Source organism: Polaribacter sp. R2A056_3_33, assembly GCF_019278485.1.
GTDB lineage: Bacteria > Bacteroidota > Bacteroidia > Flavobacteriales > Flavobacteriaceae > Polaribacter.
This window is the reverse complement of record NZ_CP058984.1, coordinates 3,464,677-3,482,310: the sequence shown is the minus strand read 5'-3', so window position 1 is coordinate 3,482,310 and position 17,634 is coordinate 3,464,677. Positions and strand designations below refer to the sequence as shown.

Here is a 17,634-nt window from a genome sequence, read left to right as displayed (position 1 = left end):
CAAGAGGGCATCGTGAGTATATTGGTTTAGCATTTTTAGCTAAGTAAATATCTTTATTAAATTTTTAAAAAAAAACAATAAAATGCTAATATATCAACACTTACAAACAACTACTTAAACAAAAACTTTAATACTTATAGAATTAAGAATTAAAATAAAATCCTTCGACAAGCTCTGAAAAAAATTGTGAGCTTTCATTTAATTAGTGTTTATAGTTAAGCAAATTGTTTTCACTAAATTATTACACATTTTTACCTAAGTAAATTAAAGTACAATCCTCTTTGGTTAATTCTGTTTTTTCAAATTCAGGGATTAGGTATAATTTATCATCTTTTCTGATAAATAAAAGCACCGATTTAAATTCATTAAACAACCTAGAAACCATTGTTTTGTATTCTTCTTCTGTATTAATTTCTACTTCATAAATTTTAGGATTCTCTCTAAAAGCTTCACTTAAATTAATATAATCACCTTTTGGATTGAATAATATTTGTTGTTGCTCTATACTTAAATTTGGATTTTTTATTTCTTCGGAAGTTGCCAATCGATACGAACCTTGTTCTCCAAAATTATTAGAAAAACTTTCTATAGCATATTTGTTTACCGCTTCACTTCCCGTCATAGCTATTAGATAACCTACATCATTTAACTCAATGTTATCCGTTAAGTCTTGGTTGTAAATATCTATTTCAATAGCTTCTAAACCTGCCTTTAATGATTTTTGAATAAAGTTTTTATTAGAGTCTATCAAAATAACCCTTTTGTCATTGTCTTTTAAATATTTTGCAATTAACCTTGCAGGACTAGAGGCTCCAATAATTAAAATAGCATCAGATCTTTTTAGAAAAACACCCACCATTTTGGCAAACAACCTTGCTGTAGTGGCATTAAATAAAACAGTACCTAAAACAATCATAAAAACCAAAGGCGTAATATACTCCGCTCCTTCTACACCTTGTTTTAATAGCTTACTCCCAAATAAAGAAGCAATACCTGCCGCTACAATTCCACGAGGTCCTACCCAACTGATAAATAGTTTTTCATTGAATTTTAATTTAGAATTTCTAGTACTTACAAAAACAGCTAAAGGCCTTATTACAAAGACAACAGCAGCAAAAAGAGTTACTGTTTTCCAGGTATATAACAAGAGTAAATCTTCCATGTTAATATTTGCAGCCAATAAAATAAATAGGATGGAAATTAACAAAACACTTAAAGATTCTTTAAAATAAAGCAATTCTTTTAAGTTGCTTAATTTTCCGTTTCCTAAAACCATTCCCATCACCACAACTGCCAATAAGCCAGATTCATGTGCAAAAACTTCCGACTCTATAAACACCAGCAAAACGGTAGATAAAGAGACTACATTTAATAAGTAATGCGGTATCATTTTTTTATTGATAGCATACGCTAAAGCATGTGCAAACGTAAACCCAAAAGTGGTTCCGAAAAGTAATATTTTACCAAACTCTAATAAGGCTGTTTTAGTAAAACCACTTCCACCACCTACACTAATAAACTCAAAAACCAATACCGCCACTAAAGCACCTATTGGATCTATTAAAATTCCTTCCCACTTTAAAACCGTAGAAATATCTTTTTTTAGAGGAATGTTTCTTAAAATTGGCGTAATTACAGTAGGTCCTGTAACAATAATTAAACCCGAAAATAGAAAAGAAAGTTCCCAGCTTAAATCAAAAACATAATGCGCTACCATTCCTGCTCCAAAAAAAGTAATGGTAGAACCTATTGTTATTAGTTTTGTAATTACGGGTCCTACATTTTTAATTTCACTTCTTTTTAAGGTTAAGCCACCTTCAAAAAGGATAATACTAATAGCTAAAGACACAAAGTAGTACAAACTATCTCCAGGAAAAAGACCTTTTTTCCCATTCCAGACTGGCTCTATCCACTTTGTTCCATCTTCACTTAAAAACTCTGCAGCAATTGGTCCTACTAGTAAACCAATTAAAATTAAAGGTAATATTGCTGGGATTTTAAATTTCCATGCTACCCATTGTGCTAATATTCCTAAAATAATTATACCTGCTAATTCTATCATATATCAATCGTTCTATTAAATGTAAAAATAAGAATGTTTGCCTATCATAAAAATAAAATAAGCAGTTTTTTATTATATCTAAATTTTACATTATTCTACAGATAAATGAAACTATATATCTCTTTTTTACATAAAGTTTATAAAATTACAAATAAGGCTACGTTTTCTCAAAAATTTAAACTTATTATTCAACATAGATGTATATGAACTAATGGCTTTAAAAACGAATATATAGATTCAAAAACCTTTAAAAATAGGTGCAATAATTAATTTTGAAGTTAAAGCATTAAAGCTAAGTAGTTAATTGGATAGCATTTAGTTAAAAACATATAAAAAGTCTGGTTGAATGCAGCTAAACCTATTTATTAATCTAATAACTCTCTACAGCGTTAGATATGACTATAGTAAGTTTAATAACTGAAAAAAAATATAACAAATTAAGTTAAATTAAAAGCAGCTTTTTACCTATCTCCTCTATAATTCTTTTGTTTGAAGACAACTTTTATTGATTTCTAACGAAATACATTTACAAAACGAATATTTTTAAACATAGCACACCACAAGTAAATAAAAAATGTAAGGTACTTTTTAATGAAAATTGCACTATTTTTGACGTTCAATTTTTTTTGAAGGTACACTATTTTGTAAAACAGGTTATTATAGCAACCGTATTACCTAATTATAATACAAATGCTTGCCCTATTTTTAAAGTAGATAGAAAACCTTTGTAAATGCTAAAAAATTAAATCTCTAGCTTATTTGAGCTTTAGATTACAAAAAAATATAAAAGTATGTTAGGATTACAATTTGAAACCGAAACTTCTTGGGCAGAAATAGCCAAAGACAATTTACAGCAAATACTTACAGATCATGCATTTTTAGAGCAAAAAGCAGCTTCTAATGCCGTTTCTATTATTATTAATTATTCTGAAGAGACAGAGTTGGTAAAGGAAATGAGCAATATTGCTATTGAAGAAATGCAACACTTTAAAATGGTGCATTTATTAATGGTAAAACGCGGAATGGTTTTGGGACGTGAGCAAAAGAATGATTATGCTATCCGATTGCAAAAATTCTTTAAAAAGACAGGAGACAGAACCGATGCTTTAATTCAGCGTTTGTTAGTTGCTGCCCTAATTGAAGCAAGAAGTTGCGAGCGTTTTAAAGTCTTTTCTGAAAATATGGAAGATGAAGAATTGTCTAAATTCTACAATAACTTAATGATTTCTGAAGCAGGACATTATACTACTTTTTTACAGTTTGCACGTCAATACCAAGACAAAGAGATTGTTAACGAAAAATGGAATGCCTTATTAGCTTTTGAAGCAGAATTAATGAAAGAACGTGGTAATACAGCTAAAATACACGGATAAACACTAGATATGGATATAGATAATATTTCTAAAATTGAACATTTTTCTGTTTTTGTAGATGTGAGTTTAAAAGAGTTTTGTAAGCAATTTAGTTCGGTTTTATCATTACCAAAAATGACTTTTATTTCCGAAGATGAAACAGAAAGCGCAGAAATTAATTGTAACGGAATTGATTATCATATAAACAAACCTTATAAAGTTGGAGTCTTAAACGAATGGGATGATAATGTACCCAAAGAGCATAATTTTGGAATTGTTTTAAACATTGATAAATCGAATTCTGATTTTAACAACACCAAATTAGAAGCAATTGCCAATCTTATTGCTACTAATTTTAATACAGATCTTTTATATTATAGAACCTGGTTTTCTACTGGGTTTAGCACAGAAAAGGTCCACATATTTACACAGAATAAAAAATAACAAATGTTCTCTAAAGAAGAATCAGCACTTTTACGAAAAGATTTTTGGACTAGTTTTGGGAAATCTTTCCCTAGAAAATGGTTATTATACAACACTAAAATTAAAGGTTTCTCTTTTAAATTTGTTGCCGAAAGAAAACAAGCTATGGTTTGTTTAGACATTGAGCACCCAGATGAATTGGTAAACCTGCTGTATTATGACCAAATGTTATCTTTAAAAACGTTGCTAGAAACTGAATTACCAGAGGTGATTTTTAACGATGAATTTGAGCTAGAAAGTGGTAAAATAATTCATAGAATTTATGTTCCTTTTGAAGGAAAATTTAGCGTTTATAATAAAAATTCTTGGAGAGATTGTTTTGAATTTTACATGGAAACCATGCCTAAATTCGAGCTCTTTTTTTACGAATATGAAGACATTATAAAGAACATTTAATCTTATATATTTTCAAAATTTTACTCAAATAGTTACTTCTTATTTTGTGATTTAAATGGTGTTTTTATTGATCGTATTGTCTTTCACAATGTAATTATTGTGATAAAAAACAACTATAAATTAATAAAAATAAAGTTAAATTAAAACTTAAACAAACAACACCTAACTAATTGATTTTAAAAACCATAAAAATAAAAACAACCATTAAAAAGATAACTATCAATTTTTCTTATAGTCTATAATTTGTTTGCGTTAAGGATTGGAGCGGCATCCTTTTTGTTTTTACAAAAAGATATAGTGTAAAGCCTGACCTTTTTAGGGAACGCCCAACTTAGGAATCATATTTACCACAAAAAAAATCGTCCTAAAAATGGACGATTTTAATAAGCAAATTTCTTCTTTTTCTATTTTATAAATGTAATACTCAAAGGATAATTTGGAGCTTCATTATTACTTACTTTTATGGCATTTATAATTGGAAAAATTAAATAGAAAATCCCGATTACAATGAACCCTAAAATTCCTAATCCGAAAAGAAAAATTAAGGGAATACAAATTAAGATATAAATAAACATAGAGATTCTAAAATTAAGAATTGCTTTTCCGTGTGCATCCATTCCAAAGATTTCATCCTTTTTTGTGATCCATAAAATTAAAGGAACTATAAAGCCTCCAATGCCGGTTACAAAATCTAATAATTGACTTAAATGTGTAAGTACTAATAGCTGTTTATCTTCTTTCATTTTTATATATAAAGTTTTAGTTGTGTACTTATTAGACTTAAAAAAGTTTGTTTTGTTACATATTTTGAGTTGTTATTTTATAAAAAAGTATTTGAGTTAATATGTATTCTATTTGAGCAAAGACAAACTATGCATTGATTGTAATTTTGTATGGAACTTAAAAACATATATTATGAATTACTTAAATATTGACAAAGACAAAGCATTACCAGTAGTATCAGAATTAAATGTACTGTTGGCAGATTACCAAGTGTATTATCAGAAATTAAGAAATTTTCATTGGAATGTTTTAGGTAAAAACTTTTTTGAATTACACAATCAATTTGAAGACATGTATAATGATACAAAACTTAAAATTGATGATATTGCAGAAAGAATAGTCACCTTAAAATACCACCCAATTAGTAAATTGTCTGATTACATAGAAGTTTCTAACGTTAAAGAATCTAGTCCACTATTAACAGATGTTGAAATGGTAAACATTTTAAAAAACGATCAAAATATAATTTTAACACAACTTTCTAAAGTAATAAAGAAAGCCAATGAGGTCGAAGATGAAGGTACGGCAGATTTAATTGGAGCATACATTAGAGAGCTAGAAAAATCTTCTTGGATGTTGAATGCATGGTCTAAAAACACGAGTGACGTATTGGACAGTAGTTTTGTAGAATAATAAAATTAGCTTACATTACTTCAAAATAATTTCATCACTTAATTAAAAAATGGATAAAATAACTGAAAAACTAGAGATCTGGAAAGATGTCTTTATCAAAAATATTCCCAATATTGCTATTGCAGTAGTTGTACTATTTGTAGCCTATTTTGCTTCAAGAGGAATGAATTCTATTGTAAACAAAACGATAGGAAAAAAAATAAGACAAAAATCTGTTAGAGATTTAGTTTCTAGATTTGCCTCTGCCCTAACTATTTTAGTAGGTCTATATTTGGCAATGACCGTATTAAAATTTGATGACACCCTAAAAGCCATTATTTCTGCTGCTGGTGTGTCTGGTATTGTAATTGGTTTGGCACTGCAAGGTACATTGTCTAATACCATTTCTGGTGTTGTTTTATCCTTTAGGCAAAACTTAAATATTGGTAACTGGGTAGAGACCAATGGCTATTCTGGCGAAGTAATAGATATTAATTTAAATTACTTTGTTATTAAAGAGGCAGATAATAATATGGTAGTTATACCCAATAAAACTATTTTAGAAAGCCCTTTTAAAAACTATTCTTTAACTACCAAAATGAGAATTTCTATAGAATGTGGTGTAGAATATGGTGCGGATTTAGAAAAAGTGCAAGCTTTAACAAAAGAAGTGATTGGCTCTAATTTTAGTCAGAATGAATTGGGTAAAAATGTAGAATTTTACTTCACTGAATTTGGAGACAGTTCTATTAATTTTTTATGTAGATTTTGGATAGATTCTACAAATGCATTAGAAAAACTAAAAGCCAAGAGCGACGCTATTATAAAAATTAAGCAAGCTTTTGATAAAGAAAATATTAGTATCCCGTTCCCTATGAGAACATTAGAGATATTACCAAATCAAAGGTTAGACATCAAGAATATTGTTGACAAAGAGCAATCTTAACCCCAGAAACTTTATTCCCCCAATTACTTAAAAAGCTTAGCACATTTTGTGTTGAGCTTTTTATTTTTCTGTAAAATCTTGTGTATTTTTGCAATATGATTAAAAACGATACTATTATTGCTTTGGCAACTCCTGCTGGTGTTGGTGCAATTTCTGTGATTAGACTTTCTGGCGAAAATGCCATTACTATTGTTGATTCTTTTTTTAGATCGATTAAAAAAGGTAAAACACTGAAAAACCAGAAAACACATACCATTCATTTAGGGCATATTGTACAAAACGAAATCCTTATTGATGAAGTTTTAGTATCTGTTTTTAAGAATCCTAATTCTTATACAGGAGAGAATGTAGTTGAAATTTCTTGTCATGGTTCTAGCTTTATTCAGCAAGAAATTATTCAGTTATTTTTACAGAATGGTTGTAGAATGGCTGACAATGGTGAATTTACCATGCGTGCTTTTTTAAACGGTAAGATGGATTTAAGTCAGGCAGAAGCTGTTGCCGATGTTATTGCTTCTAACTCCGCTGCTAGTCACCAAATGGCTATTCAACAAATGCGAGGAGGAATTACCAATGAATTGAAAGACTTGCGTGTTCAGTTGTTAGATTTTGCTGCTTTAATTGAGTTAGAACTCGATTTTTCTGGTGAAGATGTAGAATTTGCTGATAGAACGAAGTTTAAAGAATTGGTTGCTAAAATCACTTTTGTTCTAAAGCGTTTAATTGATAGCTTTTCTTTTGGAAACGCCATGAAAAACGGAATTCCGGTTGCTATTATTGGGGAACCAAACGTAGGAAAATCTACTTTATTAAATACACTTTTAAACGAAGAAAAAGCCATTGTTTCTGATATTGCTGGTACAACACGTGATGCTATTGAAGATGAAATGATTATTGATGGTGTTGCTTTTAGGTTTATTGATACTGCAGGAATTAGAGAAACAGAAGATGTTGTAGAAAGTATCGGGATTAAAAAAGCGTACGAGAAAGCAGAGAATGCCCAATTGATTATTTTCTTAATTGACTCCAATAAATACGCGTATGCTAGTGAAGAGTTTTTAGAAGAAATAGAAACTATAAAAACACGCTTCCCTAACAAGCGCTTATTAGTGATTGCTAACAAAGTTGATACATTATCTTGTTCTGATTCGTCTATTTTACAGTCTGAAATTGATAATTTAATTCTACTTTCTGCTAAAAATAAAACAGGTATTGAAGAACTTAAAAATGAATTGACTTCTTTGGTTAATATTGGAGCTTTGAGTAACAATGAAACGATTGTTACCAATTCGCGTCATTTTGAGGCTTTAAATAACGCTTTAATCGCAATTTCTTCTGTGCAAGAAGGTATCGACTTAGAAATTTCTACTGATTTGTTTTCTATCGATATTAGAGAGTGTTTGCGTCACCTTGGTAATATTACCGGTGAATATGATGTTGATAAAGATATTTTAGGGCATATTTTTGGGAACTTTTGTATCGGGAAATAGATTTGTTATCTTTTAGCTTCCTTTAGTAGGATTTTGTTTGCCATATATCTTAAATTTGGTTTCATTACTTAACTAACAGAATGAAAATACTTTCTGTTAGACCAATTTAAAAATGTAAATGTATTTATAGTATTTTACCTTGTAAGCCACACTAATTTTATTTAACTGAAAATTAGATATCTTTACCTATAAATTTAAAATAGTATATTTGATTTATAAATAGTACTAACCAATATTTTAATGGAAGTTGAAACAGAAAAGCCTAAAATTATTTTTGAAAATTGGGTTAATGAATACAGTGACACATTGTATTCTTGGGCATTATATAAAACTTCTGCAAAAGAAATTGCTGAAGATTTAGTGCAAGACACCTTTATGTCTGCTTATCATAAAATAGATAGTTTTAAAGGAAATAGCCAACCTAAAACATGGTTATTTACGATTTTAAACAACAAAATTATAGACTTTTATAGAAAAAATGCTAAAATTAAAAAGCATGAATTTAAAATTTCTGAAAAAGAAGGTTTTCAATTATCCGATGACTTATTTGATGAAACCAATAGTTGGAAAGATAGAAAAGTAGATCCAATTTGGGATAATGAAGAACATTTATTGGATAATGAAAATTTTAATGGAATTTTTGCAAATTGCATTGGTGGTTTACCGAAAAAGTGGAATGTTGCCATTACTTCAAAATATTTAACGGATAAAAAGACCGATGAAATTTGTCAGGATTTGGGTGTAACTGTGTCTAATTATTGGCAGATAGTACACAGAGCCAAACTTTTGCTAAAAGAGTGTTTAGAAACTAATTGGGCTTGATAAAGAAATAATTAAATGAAGAATACAATACCGAGAATATTGAATAAATTAACCAACTCTTGTAAAAAGACAGTTGAGTTAATAGACAAAAAAACGTTTTCTAAATTATCGGTAATAGAAAAAACGAAATTAAAATTGCACAAATCTATCTGCAAAACATGCAAAGCTTATGAAGATCATTCAAAATTTTTAGACGAAGCTGTAGATAAGTTATATAACCAAAAACAGCCTCATAACAAGGTTCAACTCTCAGCAGATAGGAAATCTAAAATCCTCGAAAAAATAAAAAAACAATAATTTTTAAACTTTTTTTGTCAGTAAATTAAAACTCAGAGTCTATTCTATTGTAACCAAAAAAATAGGATATAAAATGAGTATTAAGAAAAAAATAATTATCGCCTTAGGTTTAGGAATTGTAATTGCAGGTATAATAGGTGCAGTACTTTTCTTTCAACCTCACAGAGATGTTCAAAACACTACTACAGATTTCAGCTATAGTGCAAGTGAAATTGTAAATGAATATCTAACAGATTCAGAAAAAGCAAACAATAAATACCTAGACGAAGAAGGCAACTCTAAAGTGCTCGAAATTAAAGGTATTGTTGCTAAAATTTCTGAAGACTTCAATAAACAAAAAGTTGTTCTACTAAAATCTGACTCAGATAAAGCGGGTGTAAGTTGCACATTTACAGCAGAAACCAACCCACATACTTTAAACATTAAAATTGGTGACAAAATTACCGTAAAAGGTGTAATACGATCTGGAGCAGCATTTGATACTGATTTAGATATGTACGAAAACGTAATACTTGAAAAGTGTGATGTCATCACAAAATAAATTAAGAATAACTACAAAATAATTCAAACAAATAATAATTAAAATTAAATTCTAATAACATGAAAAAATCATTTTTAACAATCGTTGCAGTAATAGCTATTTCTTTAACTTCGTTTGCTCAAAAACAAGTAAGCACAAATACACACTTAAAATTTTTCTCTTCAACACCAGCAGAAGATATTGAAGCTAATAACTTTAAAGCTGTAAGTACTATAGACACAAATGCTGGTAACATTGTATTTTCTGTACCTATGCAAAGTTTTGAGTTTGAAAAATCTTTAATGCAAAAACATTTTAACAGTGAAAAATTTTTAAATACAAAAGCAAATCCTAAAGCAAAATTAATAGGTAAAGTAGTTAATATTGAAGCTGTAAAGTTTAGTAAAAATGGAACTTATACTGCAAAAGTAGAAGGTAGTTTAACCATTAACGGTGTAAGTAAACCAATAACTGAAAATGTAAAATTTACAATAACTGAAGGTAAAATTAATCTTACTTCTAAATTCAATATTACATTGGCAGATTATGAAGTGGCTTTTGAAAAAGGAAAACCTTCAACAAATATTGCTAAAACTGTGGAAGTAACTGTTGAAGCAAATTATTAATAACTCCCTAAGAAGATCGTATTATTAAATATAATTAAAACCAAGGTATCGTATTTTATCTTGGTTTTTTTATATAAAAAACCTAAAAAGTGTAAGTAATCTAAATAATCAAGTCTATATAATAAAACAATACTAAAATTTTTACAATGCAATTAAATTTTAAAAAGATCTTTCAAAAAATTAAAGCACCTTTTCAACAAGGGTTGCATTGGAAATCGATATTAAAAGCAATTATCATTAGTCTTCTTATTACTATTATTCCTTTTTATGGTATAACAACTATAATACTCACATATGTTTCAATTAAATTTAAATTGAATTTACCAATTATGATTGCAGTAAACTTTATAGCAACTCCATTACAGTTTATGTTATTCTTACCGTTTATACATATTGGTGAAAGCATTATGAATACCAATCATACTTTATTAACAGTAGAAGAAATTAAAACAGCTTTTAATGTCTCTTTTTTAGATACCATAAAGCGTTTATTTTTTGAATTGATTTGCGGCATAACTGGTTGGCTATTAATTGTACTTCCATTAGGCTTTATGACCATAATTTTATTAAAAACGAAAACGTTAAAACCAAATAATCAACTATAAAATCAAAAGAAATTTTCTTTGCAATTGCTATATTTTATTATTATTATATTTTAAATCAGTCTTTTTTGAACTCCATCAAAAACCTTAATAGATTGATTATAATAGATTAAGATTCAGCAAGTGATCAAACAGGGATACTTCAATTTAGATATAAAGTTGATAACATTTAAGTCTAAATATTGTAGTTAAAAGATTAAACGTGGTTAATAAAATTATCACAGATATAAATATTAAGGCATGTTTGATATCGTTTCTATAACTCCTAGTGCAGCTTTTTCTCCGGAAATGATAGCTGCATTTAACGAACCGTTTAATAATGTGTCTCCGGCCAAAAAAACTCCTCGCGTTAATCTTGTTTCTAATGGTGCCATTTCGTATTTTAAATTGCTTAATTTTGGTAAAGCAAAAGGTATACTATATTGATTTATAAATCTTACAACATCAATATTGCAATATTTCTTTAATTCTATTTGTACACGCTCAAGAAGTACCTTCTTTGATAAATTTTGATTGTCAACCACAGTAACAGAAAGTAATTCTTTATTTGAATGCTTAGTTGTTTTTAAACTTGTATGATAAAAAATGTTATTTATCAAAGTGCCTTTTTTAGGAATAAGACCGATTAAAGGTTTTTTAATAGTTCGAGTTTCGATTTCAAAATAGAATGTATCGCAAGAGCTCCATGCCATTTTTTGATGTTTCATATTAGGAATTAAACCATGTGCTTCTGTAGCCAATATTGTAAAATTACTTTCTAATATTGTATTATTATCCAAAGTTATTTTCCTTTCTTTTATTGAAACTACTTTAGTATCAAATTTAAAAGTAGTTCTCTTTAAGTTTCTATATAATTGATTAGGAATTTCTCCAATACCCTTTTTGGGTAAAGTAGCATAACCTTCCTGAAACATTTTATAGACAAATTCGAACATTCTACTAGATGTCTCTAATTTGTTTTCAAGAAAAATCCCGCTAAAAAATGGGGTAAAGAAATCATTTATCATCCTAAAAGAAAAACCAAACTCTTCTAAATATGACCATGTAGATTGCTCTTTGCAAGAAAATATTTCTGACATCGTTTTTTGCTTCAGCTTCTTATTCAGTTTTAATATTTTAATTTTATCAGAAAAATTGCCTATACCAGAAAATAAAGTTGAAAAAAGTAACGATATATCTCTAAAAGGATCTCCTAAAGTGGTTTGCGTACCGTTTTTAAAAATAGTGGCACCTGGTAAAAAATATTGTAATTCTAAAGATTTAAAATCAAGATATTTTTGAGCTGCAGGATACGCTGTAAGTAAGACTTGAAAACCATGATCTAATTGATAACCATCTATCAAATCTGTTTTCACCCTTCCTCCAACACTATCTGTAACTTCTATGATCGTAGGAGAATACCCATTTTGTTCAAGTACAGTAGCTGCTATTAAACCACTAATACCCGCACCAATAATATGTATTTTATAATCTTCTTTCTTCATATTTTTATTTTGTTTAACCTTTAACAAAAAGTATTAAACAAAATTACGTATTTTTGTTGTAATACAAGAATAATTTATACGTATTTATTAAAAAAAAGAAATAATGAAAAATATATTAATAATAGGCGGAAGCAAAGGTATTGGCCACGAAATAGTAAATTCACTTTTGGATAAAAACAAGGTTATAAATATAAGTAGAACAAAACCCGAAGATGAACACCCTAATTTAACACATTTTAATTGCGATATACTTACTGACGAATTACCAGATTTAACTAATGTTGACAGTCTTGTTTATTGCCCTGGTAGTATTAATTTAAAACCTATCTCTAGATTAAAATTAAGTGATTTTAGAGACGATTTTGAAATTAATGTTTTAGGAGCCGTAAAAGCGATTCAAAAATATTTACCACAATTAAAAAAAGGAATTAATCCATCCATATTATTATTTAGCACTGTTGCCTCTAAGTTAGGAATGCCATTTCACGCAAGTATTGCAACTTCTAAATCTGCGGTAGAAGGTTTGGTAAAATCATTAGGTGCTGAATTGGCTCCTACAATTAGAGTTAATGCAATTGCACCAACCATAACAGATACAGAATTGTCTTCTAAATTATTAAGAAATGATAAAATGATTGAAAAAATAACAGAAAGACATCCTTTAAAAAGATTTTTAAATCCCAAGGAAGTAGCTGCAACCGCTGAATTCTTATTATCTGACAATGCAGCTTCTTTTTCTGGTCAAATATTTGAAATGGATTGCGGTATTGTATCGTTTAAAATATAATTGAACCTCAACAAAACTATAAAAAATAAGGCTGTTATTATTCTAAAATAACAGCCTCTATTTCTAACTTAAAACCTTCTGCCTTTTTATTTCCAATTAAAAAAGCTAATTCTTCTAGACTCTCTTTACTATAATTTGGTTTTTGTAATTTATTACCTCTAAAGGTAGGATACATATCTGATAACAATATTTCAATATCTTCCCATTCATTAGACGTTTCAAAAAAAGCAATATAAACATGATCATCTGTTACTTTACTTCTTATTCTAAATTGATATCTTTTTCCGTCTCCTTTAACTCTGATAATAACTTTAGAATATTTGTTCGGTACTATTTTATCAAAACGATTCCTCAACAAAGAAAATCCGCCATTATTTTCTAAAGACACAGTTCCACTAAAAACACAATTACCATTTTCTTTTAAAGAAAATAATCCAGACGACTTCCCTCCCATTACGGCATCATTAATAATCTTCCAATTATCAGCATTACGATTTGTATTACTATCAAAAATAACTAATTGTTCCATATTTTTTTTTTAAAATTAAATTATTGAGTATATTTATTTGGCATTCCTTAAAAAAAATAAACCTATACCAATATTACTATTACTATTACTATTGTAAGTAATATTTTTTCCTTTCTCTATATGATTTTTTTAAAGTTTTAAAAGATACCTCTCAGCATTTTTAATATGTAATTCTTGTTTTTCTAAAGGCATTTTATCAAACATACGCACTAACATCCCTAATCTTGGGTTCGACAAAAAGAAATCACGATGTGTATTCATAAAACGCCAAAAAAGACCATCCCAAGTTGCTTGCCATTCTCCCTTTTTATAATTGCTCATTTTCATAAGATAATTACTACCACTTATATAAGGCTTCGTAGCTATTAAACCTCCATCTGCAAACTGACTCATTCCGTAAATATTAGTCACCATTACCCAATCATAAGCATCTATAAATAATTCCATAAACCATTTGTATACCTCATCTGGGGCAAATTCACATAACATCATAAAATTACCTAACACCATTAAACGTTCTATATGATTACAATATCCTGTTTTTAATACTTTCTTTATCGTCTGATCAATTGGACCTATACCTGTAGTTCCGTCGTAAAACGATTTCGGAATCTTCTTTGTAAATTTCCAAAAATTGGTAGTCCTTTCTTCACTTCCTCTCGCTTCGTAAATACCTCTTATAAATTCTCGCCATCCGATAATTTGCCTTATAAACCCTTCTGTAGAATTAATAGGAATATTATTTTCTTCTGCAAATAACAAACAAGCATCAACTATATATTTAGGCGTTATTAAACCAACATTAAGCATTGGTGTTAACACACTATGATTTAATATTGAATTTTCAGCAACAATAGCATCTTCATACACCCCAAACTCCATAAAGCGCTGTTCAAAAAACTGATGTAACCAATCTTTACTCGTTTTAAAATCAGTTGGATATAAAGCGTAATTTGTTAAATCCCCTAAATTATTTGAAAAATGAGTATTCACATACTGCTGTGCTTCTTTAAAATATCCATCAACATTAGGAAACTGAATTGACGGTGGTGTTTTTTTAGCTGGATATTTCTTTCGGTTTTCGGTATCAAAAGTCCATTTTCCTCCTGTTGGTTTTCCATCGGGTTCTAAAAGAATATTACGTTTTTTCCTTTGATCGGTATAAAAAGTTGTTTGATGGTATTTCTTTTTATCCTTTCTAAAGAAAACTTGCAACTCTTCTTTTGAGTTTAAAAACAGAGGAGAATCATAAATTGTAGAAGTTATATTATGTTCTAAGCACACTTTTTCTATTCTTTTATAAAGCCAATTATCTGTTGGGTCTATATAGTTAATATGCTCAATTCCTTTTTGCTTTAAAGCAGGAATCAATTCTCTAATATCGGAAGTATCTGTTATTGCTTCAATATAATGTACATCAATATTTTTTTCTTTCTGAAGAAAATCAGCATACCGTTTCATGGTAGCTCTATGAAATGCTATTTTCTGTTTATGAAAAGAATACTCCTTAAAAAATAAATATTCTTCTATTAAATAGACAGGTGCATCTACTTGAAAAATTGGAGATTCTTCAAATAATTGATGCGGAAATATTAAATTGATTGTTTTCATTTATTTCTTCTACAACGTTCACTACAATACTTTACAGCTTCCCAATTCTTTTCCCATTTTTTACGCCATGTAAATGGTCGTTTACAAACGATACATATTTTTTCAGGAAGGTGTTGTTTTTTCATTCTTATAATTCAGGAACTTCATCTATTCTTACATAAGGATGCTTTGCTATCTTTTTTAGGGAATAATAACTATTTAAGCCAGAAATACCAATACTTTCGGTAGCTTCTAAATCAATATCACCATCTACGATAACATCATCTGGAAAAATTAACTGTTCTATTTCTCCTATAATTAATTTGGTGCCGTTATGTTTTATATCAACAGCTTCTACAAAGCGCATTCCTATTTTAAAGTTACTTTCTTTTACAAATGGCGCCTTAAAATCTTCCATATATTCTTCAGTAAGATTACAGCGTTTAAATTCAGACGTGTTTGCATCAAACTTTGCTGATGTATAATGCGCATTCTTTATAAAACCTTGATGGATATGGTTGATTGTATATACTTTATTCTCTTTAATATTAGCATACGTATGCCCTACTTCTGCTGTTTGTGGTCTTGTAATAAAACCTAACAATGCAGGACTACTACCTAAATGAACTATAGAGCTAAAAATAGCTAAATTACTTTGCCCTTTATTATTTATAGTACCTATAAGGTTTGCTGGCTTTATACCTGTAACCGAATTAATGATTTTTAATTTAGTAACACGGTCAAATCCTTCTATATCTTGTTTATTGTAAATCATTATTTTCTATTTACGTGCATATTTAAAATGCGATTCTTTTCTTTTTCTACTGCAGGATGCTTTTTATGTCCCCATATTTTATCTCGAGCCAATTGCGCACTTTCTTGCAGATTAACAATGGGTAATGGATAATTTTCACCAATTATAACTCCACAAAACGTTTGCTCCATGATTGTCATTTTCCAAGGTTCGTGAATGTATGCTACTGGAACATTTGTTAATTCTGGAATCCATTTTTTTATAAAGACTCCCTCAGGGTCATGTTCTTGAGAATTCTTTACAGGATTATATAAACGTACGGTATTAATACCTGTAGTGCCTGCTTGCATTTGAAACTGCGGATAATGTATCCCTGGGTGATAATCTAAAAATTGCCTTGCCAAATGGTAGGCTCCATCTCGCCAATCTTGGTCTAAATTGAGTGTTAAAAATGAAACTACCATTGCTCGCATTCTAAAATTAATCCATCCTGTTTGTTCAACGGCACGCATACAAGCATCAACTAAAGGCACACCTGTCATTCCTGTTTTCCATGCTTTAATAAATTTTTCATTCTTTTGATGTGCTAATAATTCATAACCTTTATTTATACATGCCGTTTCATAACTGCATGCTACCTCAAACTTTTGAATAAAATGACAATGCCAGTGCAAACGTGTTAACATTGCAGAAAATGCTTTATCGTTTTTTGTTCCATTAGGATGCGTACCTACAAACTGAAAAGCTTGCTTTATTGTAATATTTCCCCAAGCAAGATATGGTGATAATCTACTACAAGAAATCCTACTTTCTGTTGGTTTTGAAATATGCTTTTGGTAATTTTTGCCTCTTTCTGCTGCAAACGATTTTAAATAACGCCAAGCATTTCGTTCTCCGGCAGGTTGAAATTGTTTTGGATATTCTTTCCATGCTTTTTCCAATGCTTCAGGTAACAAAAAAGGATGTTTCAACGCTGCTTCTTTAGAAATTGAATACCTATTTTGAATTACCGGAGTATGCATGGTGATATGCCATTGCTTATTCCAATTATCTCTATTTTTAATACCTCGTAAAATACCGTCACGCTGAAATTCTTGCCAAACTATTTTATTTTGATTAAAGAAAGAGCTAACTGTTTTATCACGTTGCCAAGTTATTTGAATTCCACTTTCTTGATAACTAAAAACATTTTGTATATTGAATTCTTCATTCAAATGATGATATACCTCCATCGCTTCCGCATAAAAAACACTTACATTTCTGTTAAAAGGTTTAAGGGTATTGTTTAAAGCTTTAATAGAATTATAAATAAACTTTAAATGTCTTGGACTGGTATCTGGATATTCAATAATTGAAGGTTCAAACACATAAATTATTTTGTACGGAACACCTGATTTCTCCGCTTTATGCAAAGGTTCGTGATCTTGTGAACGAATATCTCGTTTTAACCAAACAATATTTATAGGCTGTTTTTTCAATACGTATTTAAATAAATGACC

20 protein-coding genes are annotated in these 17,634 nt (G+C 29.1%); 12 read left to right on the top strand and 8 right to left on the bottom strand.

What is annotated here, in order from left to right; all coding sequences use genetic code 11:
* Window positions 1-241 precede the first annotated feature (241 nt).
* Entirely contained in the window at window positions 242-2,062 is a 1,821-nt protein-coding gene (locus tag H0I29_RS14605; protein WP_218752988.1) for a sodium:proton antiporter, read from the bottom strand.
* 791 nt (window positions 2,063-2,853) lie between these two features.
* On the opposite strand from H0I29_RS14605, the gene H0I29_RS14600 reads away from it, so the two are divergent.
* Genes H0I29_RS14600 through H0I29_RS14590 form a run of 3 tightly spaced genes read left to right on the top strand, consistent with a single transcriptional unit; the run spans window position 2,854 to window position 4,293 of the window.
* Window positions 2,854-3,435, top strand: a complete 582-nt coding sequence (locus tag H0I29_RS14600) for a tRNA-(ms[2]io[6]A)-hydroxylase (protein ID WP_165731051.1) — start codon at window positions 2,854-2,856, stop codon at window positions 3,433-3,435.
* Window positions 3,436-3,444: 9 nt separating this feature from the next.
* Entirely contained in the window at window positions 3,445-3,858 is a 414-nt protein-coding gene (locus H0I29_RS14595; RefSeq protein ID WP_218752987.1) for a hypothetical protein, read from the top strand.
* Between the two features lie 3 nt (window positions 3,859-3,861).
* A complete protein-coding gene (locus H0I29_RS14590) occupies window positions 3,862-4,293 on the top strand; it encodes a DUF4268 domain-containing protein (RefSeq protein WP_218733588.1) in 432 nt (143 codons plus the stop codon).
* Between the two features lie 404 nt (window positions 4,294-4,697).
* Here H0I29_RS14590 and H0I29_RS14585 read toward each other — a convergent pair whose 3' ends face one another.
* Complete coding sequence (locus H0I29_RS14585) at window positions 4,698-5,036, bottom strand: DUF4870 domain-containing protein (protein WP_218752986.1); 339 nt, start codon at window positions 5,034-5,036, stop codon at window positions 4,698-4,700.
* Between the two features lie 172 nt (window positions 5,037-5,208).
* On the opposite strand from H0I29_RS14585, the gene H0I29_RS14580 reads away from it, so the two are divergent.
* The 8 genes from H0I29_RS14580 (at window position 5,209) to H0I29_RS14545 (ending at window position 10,994) form a co-directional block, all read left to right on the top strand.
* Window positions 5,209-5,709: a Dps family protein gene (locus tag H0I29_RS14580; RefSeq protein ID WP_218733584.1), complete on the top strand. Its 501-nt coding sequence runs from the start codon at window positions 5,209-5,211 to the stop codon at window positions 5,707-5,709.
* A gap of 49 nt (window positions 5,710-5,758) precedes the next feature.
* Window positions 5,759-6,634, top strand: coding sequence for a mechanosensitive ion channel family protein (locus H0I29_RS14575; protein WP_218733582.1), 876 nt, complete (start codon window positions 5,759-5,761; stop codon window positions 6,632-6,634).
* A 95-nt stretch (window positions 6,635-6,729) separates the two neighbouring features.
* Entirely contained in the window at window positions 6,730-8,124 is a 1,395-nt protein-coding gene (gene mnmE / locus H0I29_RS14570; RefSeq protein WP_218733580.1) for a tRNA uridine-5-carboxymethylaminomethyl(34) synthesis GTPase MnmE, read from the top strand.
* Window positions 8,125-8,364: 240 nt separating this feature from the next.
* Entirely contained in the window at window positions 8,365-8,946 is a 582-nt protein-coding gene (locus H0I29_RS14565) for a sigma-70 family RNA polymerase sigma factor (protein WP_218752985.1), read from the top strand.
* A gap of 15 nt (window positions 8,947-8,961) precedes the next feature.
* The gene (locus H0I29_RS14560; protein WP_218752984.1) at window positions 8,962-9,243 is read left to right on the top strand and encodes a hypothetical protein; all 282 of its coding nucleotides are present in this window, start codon (window positions 8,962-8,964) and stop codon (window positions 9,241-9,243) included.
* Window positions 9,244-9,316: 73 nt separating this feature from the next.
* Window positions 9,317-9,784 (top strand): OB-fold putative lipoprotein, encoded by a 468-nt coding sequence (locus H0I29_RS14555; protein ID WP_218752983.1) that lies wholly within the window; start codon window positions 9,317-9,319, stop codon window positions 9,782-9,784.
* A gap of 59 nt (window positions 9,785-9,843) precedes the next feature.
* Window positions 9,844-10,389, top strand: coding sequence for a YceI family protein (locus H0I29_RS14550; RefSeq protein ID WP_218752981.1), 546 nt, complete (start codon window positions 9,844-9,846; stop codon window positions 10,387-10,389).
* A 146-nt stretch (window positions 10,390-10,535) separates the two neighbouring features.
* The gene (locus tag H0I29_RS14545; RefSeq protein ID WP_218733571.1) at window positions 10,536-10,994 is read left to right on the top strand and encodes a DUF2062 domain-containing protein; all 459 of its coding nucleotides are present in this window, start codon (window positions 10,536-10,538) and stop codon (window positions 10,992-10,994) included.
* A 230-nt stretch (window positions 10,995-11,224) separates the two neighbouring features.
* Here the strand turns inward: H0I29_RS14545 and H0I29_RS14540 are convergent, their stop codons facing one another.
* Window positions 11,225-12,475 carry an FAD-dependent oxidoreductase gene (locus tag H0I29_RS14540; protein ID WP_218752979.1) on the bottom strand — a complete coding sequence of 417 codons (1,251 nt, stop codon included), beginning with the start codon at window positions 12,473-12,475 and terminating at the stop codon, window positions 11,225-11,227.
* A gap of 103 nt (window positions 12,476-12,578) precedes the next feature.
* Here H0I29_RS14540 and H0I29_RS14535 point away from each other — a divergent pair, with 103 nt between their 5' ends.
* Window positions 12,579-13,262: an SDR family NAD(P)-dependent oxidoreductase gene (locus H0I29_RS14535; RefSeq protein ID WP_218752977.1), complete on the top strand. Its 684-nt coding sequence runs from the start codon at window positions 12,579-12,581 to the stop codon at window positions 13,260-13,262.
* A 37-nt stretch (window positions 13,263-13,299) separates the two neighbouring features.
* Here the strand turns inward: H0I29_RS14535 and H0I29_RS14530 are convergent, their stop codons facing one another.
* The 5 genes from H0I29_RS14530 to H0I29_RS14510 all read right to left on the bottom strand — a co-directional run bounded on the left by H0I29_RS14530 (window position 13,300) and on the right by H0I29_RS14510 (window position 17,613).
* The gene (locus tag H0I29_RS14530) at window positions 13,300-13,791 is read right to left on the bottom strand and encodes a CIA30 family protein (protein WP_218752975.1); all 492 of its coding nucleotides are present in this window, start codon (window positions 13,789-13,791) and stop codon (window positions 13,300-13,302) included.
* A 129-nt stretch (window positions 13,792-13,920) separates the two neighbouring features.
* Window positions 13,921-15,402 (bottom strand): cryptochrome/photolyase family protein, encoded by a 1,482-nt coding sequence (locus H0I29_RS14525; RefSeq protein WP_218752973.1) that lies wholly within the window; start codon window positions 15,400-15,402, stop codon window positions 13,921-13,923.
* Complete coding sequence (locus H0I29_RS14520; protein WP_218752971.1) at window positions 15,399-15,527, bottom strand: DUF2256 domain-containing protein; 129 nt, start codon at window positions 15,525-15,527, stop codon at window positions 15,399-15,401. The genes H0I29_RS14525 and H0I29_RS14520 overlap by 4 nt, the downstream gene beginning before the upstream one ends.
* A 2-nt stretch (window positions 15,528-15,529) precedes the next feature.
* Window positions 15,530-16,156 carry a flavin reductase family protein gene (locus H0I29_RS14515; RefSeq protein WP_218752969.1) on the bottom strand — a complete coding sequence of 209 codons (627 nt, stop codon included), beginning with the start codon at window positions 16,154-16,156 and terminating at the stop codon, window positions 15,530-15,532.
* Complete coding sequence (locus H0I29_RS14510) at window positions 16,156-17,613, bottom strand: cryptochrome/deoxyribodipyrimidine photo-lyase family protein (RefSeq protein WP_218752967.1); 1,458 nt, start codon at window positions 17,611-17,613, stop codon at window positions 16,156-16,158. The genes H0I29_RS14515 and H0I29_RS14510 overlap by 1 nt, the downstream gene beginning before the upstream one ends.
* Between the last annotated feature and the right edge of the window lie 21 nt (window positions 17,614-17,634).

What these genes read in the sequence shown, in the direction of transcription:
- H0I29_RS14525 (WP_218752973.1), bottom strand. Translation starts at nt 15,402, where the DNA reads ATGAAAACAATCAATTTAATATTTCCGCATCAATTATTTGAAGAATCT.
- H0I29_RS14545 (WP_218733571.1), top strand. Translation starts at nt 10,536, where the DNA reads ATGCAATTAAATTTTAAAAAGATCTTTCAAAAAATTAAAGCACCTTTT.
- H0I29_RS14530 (WP_218752975.1), bottom strand. Translation starts at nt 13,791, where the DNA reads ATGGAACAATTAGTTATTTTTGATAGTAATACAAATCGTAATGCTGAT.
- H0I29_RS14540 (WP_218752979.1), bottom strand. Translation starts at nt 12,475, where the DNA reads ATGAAGAAAGAAGATTATAAAATACATATTATTGGTGCGGGTATTAGT.
- H0I29_RS14595 (WP_218752987.1), top strand. Translation starts at nt 3,445, where the DNA reads ATGGATATAGATAATATTTCTAAAATTGAACATTTTTCTGTTTTTGTA.
- H0I29_RS14585 (WP_218752986.1), bottom strand. Translation starts at nt 5,036, where the DNA reads ATGAAAGAAGATAAACAGCTATTAGTACTTACACATTTAAGTCAATTA.
- H0I29_RS14590 (WP_218733588.1), top strand. Translation starts at nt 3,862, where the DNA reads ATGTTCTCTAAAGAAGAATCAGCACTTTTACGAAAAGATTTTTGGACT.
- H0I29_RS14580 (WP_218733584.1), top strand. Translation starts at nt 5,209, where the DNA reads ATGAATTACTTAAATATTGACAAAGACAAAGCATTACCAGTAGTATCA.
- H0I29_RS14555 (WP_218752983.1), top strand. Translation starts at nt 9,317, where the DNA reads ATGAGTATTAAGAAAAAAATAATTATCGCCTTAGGTTTAGGAATTGTA.
- H0I29_RS14605 (WP_218752988.1), bottom strand. Translation starts at nt 2,062, where the DNA reads ATGATAGAATTAGCAGGTATAATTATTTTAGGAATATTAGCACAATGG.
- mnmE (WP_218733580.1), top strand. Translation starts at nt 6,730, where the DNA reads ATGATTAAAAACGATACTATTATTGCTTTGGCAACTCCTGCTGGTGTT.
- H0I29_RS14600 (WP_165731051.1), top strand. Translation starts at nt 2,854, where the DNA reads ATGTTAGGATTACAATTTGAAACCGAAACTTCTTGGGCAGAAATAGCC.
- H0I29_RS14565 (WP_218752985.1), top strand. Translation starts at nt 8,365, where the DNA reads ATGGAAGTTGAAACAGAAAAGCCTAAAATTATTTTTGAAAATTGGGTT.
- H0I29_RS14550 (WP_218752981.1), top strand. Translation starts at nt 9,844, where the DNA reads ATGAAAAAATCATTTTTAACAATCGTTGCAGTAATAGCTATTTCTTTA.
- H0I29_RS14515 (WP_218752969.1), bottom strand. Translation starts at nt 16,156, where the DNA reads ATGATTTACAATAAACAAGATATAGAAGGATTTGACCGTGTTACTAAA.
- H0I29_RS14575 (WP_218733582.1), top strand. Translation starts at nt 5,759, where the DNA reads ATGGATAAAATAACTGAAAAACTAGAGATCTGGAAAGATGTCTTTATC.
- H0I29_RS14560 (WP_218752984.1), top strand. Translation starts at nt 8,962, where the DNA reads ATGAAGAATACAATACCGAGAATATTGAATAAATTAACCAACTCTTGT.
- H0I29_RS14535 (WP_218752977.1), top strand. Translation starts at nt 12,579, where the DNA reads ATGAAAAATATATTAATAATAGGCGGAAGCAAAGGTATTGGCCACGAA.
- H0I29_RS14520 (WP_218752971.1), bottom strand. Translation starts at nt 15,527, where the DNA reads ATGAAAAAACAACACCTTCCTGAAAAAATATGTATCGTTTGTAAACGA.